The organism is Actinomadura sp. KC345 (assembly GCF_004348515.1).
In the GTDB taxonomy this organism is placed as follows: Bacteria; Actinomycetota; Actinomycetes; order Streptosporangiales; family Streptosporangiaceae; genus Spirillospora.
On record NZ_SMKH01000381.1, the window covers coordinates 1 to 6,212 of the forward strand.

The 6,212-nt window shown below is 72.8% G+C and carries 5 protein-coding genes; 3 read left to right on the forward strand and 2 right to left on the reverse strand.

The window, feature by feature from the left end; genetic code table 11:
- The coding region (locus tag E1281_RS35930) for a hypothetical protein (protein ID WP_131884164.1) at positions 1-677 on the reverse strand (677 nt) is incomplete at its 3' end.
- A gap of 157 nt (positions 678-834) precedes the next feature.
- Here E1281_RS35930 and E1281_RS35935 point away from each other — a divergent pair.
- The 3 genes from E1281_RS35935 to E1281_RS35945 all read left to right on the forward strand — a co-directional run bounded on the left by E1281_RS35935 (position 835) and on the right by E1281_RS35945 (position 4,360).
- Positions 835-2,175 carry a phosphodiester glycosidase family protein gene (locus E1281_RS35935; RefSeq protein ID WP_131884165.1) on the forward strand — a complete coding sequence of 447 codons (1,341 nt, stop codon included), beginning with the start codon at positions 835-837 and terminating at the stop codon, positions 2,173-2,175.
- Positions 2,176-2,333: 158 nt separating this feature from the next.
- A complete protein-coding gene (locus tag E1281_RS35940) occupies positions 2,334-3,464 on the forward strand; it encodes an acyl-CoA dehydrogenase family protein (RefSeq protein ID WP_131884166.1) in 1,131 nt (376 codons plus the stop codon).
- Complete coding sequence (locus E1281_RS35945; protein ID WP_131884167.1) at positions 3,461-4,360, forward strand: acyl-CoA dehydrogenase family protein; 900 nt, start codon at positions 3,461-3,463, stop codon at positions 4,358-4,360. The genes E1281_RS35940 and E1281_RS35945 overlap by 4 nt, the downstream gene beginning before the upstream one ends.
- A gap of 21 nt (positions 4,361-4,381) precedes the next feature.
- On the opposite strand, the gene E1281_RS35950 is transcribed toward E1281_RS35945, so the two are convergent.
- Positions 4,382-5,950: a FadD3 family acyl-CoA ligase gene (locus E1281_RS35950; RefSeq protein WP_131884168.1), complete on the reverse strand. Its 1,569-nt coding sequence runs from the start codon at positions 5,948-5,950 to the stop codon at positions 4,382-4,384.
- Between the last annotated feature and the right edge of the window lie 262 nt (positions 5,951-6,212).

Genomic DNA, 6,212 nt, shown 5'->3' on the forward strand with positions numbered 1-6,212 from the left:
GTGAAGCACGGCCACGGGAGCGGGAAGCCGATGTTCGCCTGCATGCCGTGGACGAAGGTGCCGTCGTTGAGGCGGCCGGACGTCCAGAGCCACGACACCTTCCACCAGTCGCGCTCGCCCCAACTGTGGTCGCGCTCGCCATGGGCGTCGATGGCGATGGTCTCGCCGCCGAGCGAGACGGTGCCGGTGACGGTGCACGGGATCTCGTAGCGCGGGATGTCCCGGTAGGGGTAGGCGCCGCTGACGGTGTCCCATCGCAGGTCGAAGGCGAGGCGGGTCGTTTCTGCGCCGGTGGTGTCGCCGTAGGCGGCCGTGGGGTCCGGGAGGATCGACGCGGTCCCGTCCAGGGTGACGAGTGCCGGGCCGAAGGGCTCGGTGATCCGCTGGGTGCCCGTGTAGGTCGCGGTGCGGACGTCTGCGGAGCCGGGCTCGGGGAGCGGCGCGTCGTTGTCGGCGACGATCACCAGGGGGCGGCCGGGGCCGGCCAGGGCAGCCCAGTACCAGGCGCGGTCCCAGTTGGGGTACAGGCCGAGGCGCACGTAGCCGGCCAGGGAGCCGTCCGGGGTGGCGAAGTCGAAGTAGTAGGACTCGTTCCACAGGAGTTCGGGGCCGGGTTCGTGTCGCGCCTCGTCCGCCGGCTCCAGGGTCCACGTGCCGTGTTCGACGATCTTCGCCATGGGTTCCCCTCCCCGATTCCGAATCTGATTCTGGAATCGGCTGCGATCCTAACCCGACGCCGGATCTTCGGGGAGTGTTAGCGGGCGGATGGCCTGGCTTTCATCGTGCGCACGTCATGATCATCCCGCTTTGTTTCCGCGGAGAGGGGCGTTGCGCATGGTGCGGAGGATCGTCGCCGGACTCGTGGTGGGCGGACTCGTGGTGGGCGGACCCGTGGTGGGCGGACCCGTGGTGGGCGGGCCCGTGGGTGGTGCCGCCGCGGCGCGGGCGGACGTGCCGCCTCCGCCGGACGTGGACGGCGCCGGGTCGGGTGAGCGGCCGGACGCGCGGGCGCTCGCGCTGCCGCCGTCCAGCACGGTCGGGGAGCTGCGGTTCACCTCGTCGGAGCGGCTCGCGCCGGGGGTGGTGGCCAGGACGTTCGAGACGTCCGGCGTCGGCGGGCCGGTCCTCGGCAACCTGCTGGACGTCGACCTGCGCAGCCCGGGAGTCCGGGTGGGCCTGCTGCGTCCGCCGAAGGTGGCGGCACGGCGGACGATCCCGTCGATGGCGGACGCCCAGCGAGCGCTGGCCGGGGTGAACGGCGACTTCTTCAACATCAGCGAGACCCGTCCGGGGGTCGTGCCGACCGGCTCGTCGTCCGGCCCGGAGGTGGACGCGGGCCGTCCGCTCAAGGGGGCGGTGCCGGACGGGCAGCGGTTCGGCCCGGCGCTGCCGCCTGGGGCGTCCGCCGAGGACGTCATCGGCATCGGCGCCGACCGGCGCGCCCGCCTGGGGCGGCTCCCCCTGACCGGGACCGTCCGCTCGAAGCGCACCGCCATCGATCTGCGCGGGCTCAACCAGTACGCGCTGCCGGTGGGGAGCGCGGGCGCGTTCACCCATGACTGGGGCAGCGTGTCCCGGCTGCGCGCCGTCTGCGGTACCGACGCCGCCCGCAACGACCCGTGCAGCACGAACACCGCCGAGGTGACCGTCAGGCGGGGCGTGGTCACCGGGGTGAGGGACGAGATCGGCGCGGGCGCGATCCCCCGCGACACGACCGTGCTGGTCGGACGGGAGAAGGGCGCGGACGCGCTGCGCGAGCTGCGTCCCGGCGACCGCGTGAAGGTGGATTACCGCTTCACCGGCCCCAGGCGGTTCCGCTTCGCCGTGGGCGGGTTCCCCATTCTGCGGGACGGCGAGCTCCTGGACGGCGTGAGCCCGCGAGGCCCGGAGCCGCGCACGGCCGCCGGGGTCAGCCGCGACGGCCGCCGGATGTACCTCGTCGTCGCCGACGGCCGGTCGGAGAGGAGCGGCGGCGTGACCCTCTCCGAGCTGGCGTCCCTCCTCGGCAAGGCGGGTGCGGACGACGCCGTCAACCTGGACGGCGGCGGGTCGTCGACGTTCGTCGCGCGCAAGCGGGGCGAGGAGTCCGTGACCGTCCGCAACAAGCCCTCGGACGGGACGGAACGCGCCGTGGCGAACGGAATCGGAGTCTTCGCCGGCGCCCGCCGCCCCTGAGCCGACCGCGCCTGAACGAACCGGCCGTGGATCAACGGGCCCCGAATCAACCGGCTGTGCCGTCCCGGTCGGCGGGAGTTCCGGGTAGGGCGGCCGTGCGACCTTCTATTCTGACGACTACTCTACCAAACAGTTGTTAGAAAGAAGGGCGGCGTCGGATGGATCTCGAGTTCGGGGCGGCGGACGAGGAGTTCCGCGCCGAGGTGCGGGGGTGGCTGCGCGCGCATGTGCCGGCCGAGCCCCTGCCGTCCCTGGAGACCGAGGAGGGGTTCGCGGCGCACCGGGAGTGGGAGCGGACCCTCGGCGGGGCGCGGCTCGGCGTCGTGTCGTGGCCCGAGGAGTACGGCGGCCGCGGCGTCTCGGTGCTGCGGTGGCTGGTCTTCGAGGAGGAGTACTACGCGGCGGGCGCGCCGGGGCGGGTCAGCCAGAACGGCATCAACCTGCTCGCGCCGACGCTGCTGAAGCACGGCACGCCCGAGCAGCTCGCGCGGATCCTGCCGCCGATGGCCGCCGGGGAGGTGATCTGGGCGCAGGCGTGGTCGGAGCCCGGCGCGGGCAGCGACCTCGCCGCGCTGCGCTCGACCGCGACGCGGACCGACGGCGGCTGGCTGCTGAACGGCCAGAAGACGTGGAGTTCGCGGGCCGCGTTCGCCGACCGGGGCTTCGGCCTGTTCCGGTCCGATCCCGAGTCGGCGCGGCACAAGGGGCTCACGTACCTGATGTTCCCGCTGGACGCGGAGGGCGTGACGGTCCGTCCGATCGGGCGGCTGGACGGCAAGCCCGCGTTCGCCGAGCTGTTCCTCGACCAGGTGTTCGTCCCGGACGAGGACGTCATCGGGACGGCCGGGGACGGCTGGCGGGTGGCGATGGCGACGGCCGGGAACGAGCGGGGGCTGACGCTGCGCAGCCCCGGGCGGTTCACGGCGGCGGCCGAGCGGCTCGTCGAGCTGTGGAAGGAGCGCGCCGACCCGTCCGACACCGCGCTGCGGGACCGCGTCGCCGACATCTGGATCAGGTCGCGGGCGTACCGGCTCAAGGGCTTCGAGACGATCTCGCGCAGCGACGACATCGGGGCCGAGTCGAGCCTCAACAAGGTCTACTGGTCGGAGCTGGACGTGGCGCTGCACGAGACGGCGCTCGACCTGCTCGGCCCGGACGGCGAACTGGAGTCGGAATGGCTGGAGAACTACGTGTTCTCGCTCGCCGGCCCGATCTACGCGGGCACCAACGAGATCCAGCGCAACGTGATCGCCGAGCGGCTGCTCGGCCTCCCGAGGGGGTCCCGGTGAAGTTCGTTCTCTCCGCCGAGCAGCGGATGTTCGGCGAGACGCTCCGCAAGCTGCTCGCCGAGTCCGGCACGCCGAAGGTCGTCCGTGCCTGGGCCGCCGGGGACACCGCGCCGGGACGGGCGCTGTGGTCGTCGGTCGCCGAGGCCGGGGTGTTCGCGGTGGCCGTCCCCGAGCCGCACGGCGGCGCCGGTCTCCTGCCGGTCGAGCTGGCGGTCGCCGCGGAGGAGCTGGGACGCGCCGCCGCGCCGGGGCCCTATGTCGAGACGTTCGCCGCCGCCGAACTGCTGGGCGACCCGTCTTGGCTCTCCCGGATCGCGGAGGGCGACGCGATCGTGTCGATGGCCGTCCCCCACGCGTTGGACGCGGACGTCGCCGACCTGGTGGTCGGCCCTGAGGGCGGCGAGGTCCGGGCCGGGGAGCACCTCGCGTCCCTCGACCCCGCACGGCGGCTGTTCCGCGTCGAAGGCGGCGGCGGGTTCACCGGCCTCGGGGCGCTGCTGTGCGCGGCGCAGCAGGTCGGGCTCGGCCTGGCGCTGCTGGACGTGTCCGTGGAGTACGCCAAGACGCGGCAGCAGTTCGGCCGTCCGATCGGCGAGTACCAGGCGATCAAGCACCATCTGGCGAGCGCGATGGTCGAGCTGGAGTTCGCCCGCCCCCTCGTCTTCGGGGCGGCGCTCTCGTACGGGACGCCGGACTTCGCGCGGGACGTGTCCGCCGCGAAGGCCGCCGCGTCGGAGGCGTCCTACGGGGCGGCGAAGACCGCCCTCCAGGTGCACGGCGCGATCGGGTACACCGACGAGTACGACCCGTCGCTGTGGATCCGCAAGGTGCGGGCCCTGTACTCGGCGTGGGGCTCGCCGCCCGAGCACAGGGCGCGGGTCATGGCCGCTCTCTAGGCGGGGGCCATGGTCCGCTGCTCAAGCGCGGCCGTGCTCTTTGAGCTCCACGCGGCGGACCTTGCCGGACGCGGTCTTCGGGAGGTCGTCCACGAAGACGACCTCCCGGGGCACCTTGAAGTTCGCGAGCAGCTCGCGGCAGTGCGCGACCAGTTCGTCCCCGGTGGCCTGCCGACCGGGACGGAGCCGGACGTAGGCGCGCGCCACCTCGCCCATGCGCTGGTCCGGAACGCCGATGACACCCGATTCGGCGACGGCGTCGTGGCGGGCGAGGACGTCCTCGACCTCGGCCGGGTAGACGTTGAAGCCGCCGACGACGAACATCTCTTTCGTCCGCCCGGTGATGGCGAGGTTGCCGCGCTCGTCGAGCCGCCCGCGGTCGCCGGTGTCGAGCCAGCCGCCGCGGACCGTCGCGGCCGTCGCTTCCGGGTCGTCCAGGTAGCCCTTCATGACGTTGTAGCCGCGGACGAGGATCTCACCGTCCGCGCCCGCCGGAACCGGCTCGCCCTTCTCGTCGACGATCTTGACTTCGACGTCGGCGATGGGGCGTCCGGAGGTCGTCGCGATGGTCTCGTCCTCGTCGTCCACCGAGCAGGCGGTCACGGTCCCCGACGACTCGGTCAGCCCGTACGCGGTGACGACCTGGGGGAACAGCTCGTCCTTGATGCGCCGCACCAGCGTGACGGGCACGTCCCCCGCGCCCGTCACGGCCAGCCGGAGGGAGGAGAGGTCCCGCTCGTCCCGGCCCGGCGCGTCCAGGAGCGAGGTGTAGATGGTCGGCGGCCCCGGCAGCACGGTGATCTTCTCCTGCTCGATCAGCCGCAGCGTCTCCGGGACGTCGAACGTGCGCTGGAGCACCATCGCGGCGCCCTTCATCACGCACGCCAGCACGCCCGCCTTGTAGCCGAACGTGTGGAACATCGGGTTGACGATGAGGTAGCGGTCGCCGGCCTTCAGGCCGGTCCGCCCCGTCCACGCCGCGTACGTGCGGACGTTCTGCTCATGGGTGACCACGACGCCCTTGGGCCTGCCGGTCGTACCGGACGTGAACAGGATGTCGGCGATGTCGTCCGGCCGGACGCCCGCCGTCCGCGCGTCGGCCTCCTCCGGCGGCACCGCCTTGGCGATGAACCGGTCCCAGTCGGCGACGCCCGGCCGCGCGGGACCGTTGAACGTGACGATGGATTCGAGCGCGGGCAGGCCGGGGACGGCGCCCGCCTCGTCGAGTCCGAGCATGCCGGGATAGTCGATGCCGAGGAACCCGTCCTCCACGAAAATGATCTTCACCTCGGCCTTGGTGAGCGGCCACCGGGCCTCGTCGCCCTTGTACCGGGTGTTGAGCGGGACGAGCGTCGCGCCCGCGCCCATGGCGCCGAGCACGGTGACGATCCAGCGCAGGCCGTTCGGCGCCCAGATCGCGATGCGGTCGCCCGGCCCGACGCCGGCGCCGACGAACGCGCCGGTCGCCTCGCGGACCCGCTCGCGCAGCTCGGCGTAGGTCACGCGGACGTCCCCGTCCACGACCGCCTCCGCGTCCGGAGACTCCGCTGCGGCCCGCGCCAGGATCCCCGGAATCGTCAGCTCGCTCATAACCCCCCATAGTGGCGGCAGCGGCGCCGGAGTGGCCATACCTTCCCGCTCATCGAGAGCGGCTCACGGGGACATCGGGCCCTTTAACGTGAGGATTGTTCGTTTTCTGCGAGAACGGGCATATACCAGGCGCCCCGCTGGAACGCTCCCCCCGCGCGAGGTGCCGGATGCCCTTCAGCCGCTCCCTCCGACGTGCGGCATCGGTGCCGCTCACCCTCGTCCTCCTCGCCTCCTTGCTCACCCCGCCCGCGCAGGCGTCGAC

What these genes read in the sequence shown, in the direction of transcription:
- E1281_RS35940 (WP_131884166.1), top strand. Translation starts at nt 2,334, where the DNA reads ATGGATCTCGAGTTCGGGGCGGCGGACGAGGAGTTCCGCGCCGAGGTG.
- E1281_RS35935 (WP_131884165.1), top strand. Translation starts at nt 835, where the DNA reads ATGGTGCGGAGGATCGTCGCCGGACTCGTGGTGGGCGGACTCGTGGTG.
- E1281_RS35950 (WP_131884168.1), bottom strand. Translation starts at nt 5,950, where the DNA reads ATGAGCGAGCTGACGATTCCGGGGATCCTGGCGCGGGCCGCAGCGGAG.